This is a genomic window from Shewanella sp. SM32 (assembly GCF_025654235.1).
GTDB lineage: Bacteria > Pseudomonadota > Gammaproteobacteria > Enterobacterales > Shewanellaceae > Shewanella > Shewanella oncorhynchi.
In genome coordinates this window covers 1-510 of record NZ_JAKKRO010000190.1, presented here as the reverse complement: position 1 = coordinate 510, position 510 = coordinate 1, and the positions used below count along the sequence as shown (strand labels likewise).

1 rRNA gene is annotated in these 510 nt (G+C 53.5%); it reads left to right on the top strand.

Annotation, left to right across the window (positions count from 1 at the left end):
- Positions 1 to 510 (top strand): 16S ribosomal RNA (locus L5M10_RS24130); the annotation flags it as partial.

The window sequence follows — 510 nt, the reverse complement described above, 5'->3', positions numbered from 1 at the left end:
GGGCCTTCCGCGATTGGATGAACCTAGGTGGGATTAGCTAGTTGGTGAGGTAATGGCTCACCAAGGCGACGATCCCTAGCTGTTCTGAGAGGATGATCAGCCACACTGGGACTGAGACACGGCCCAGACTCCTACGGGAGGCAGCAGTGGGGAATATTGCACAATGGGGGAAACCCTGATGCAGCCATGCCGCGTGTGTGAAGAAGGCCTTCGGGTTGTAAAGCACTTTCAGTAGGGAGGAAAGGGTGTARYTTAATACGYTATATCTGTGACGTTACCTACAGAAGAAGGACCGGCTAACTCCGTGCCAGCAGCCGCGGTAATACGGAGGGTCCGAGCGTTAATCGGAATTACTGGGCGTAAAGCGTGCGCAGGCGGTTTGTTAAGCGAGATGTGAAAGCCCTGGGCTCAACCTAGGAATAGCATTTCGAACTGGCGAACTAGAGTCTTGTAGAGGGGGGTAGAATTCCAGGTGTAGCGGTGAAATGCGTAGAGATCTGGAGGAATACC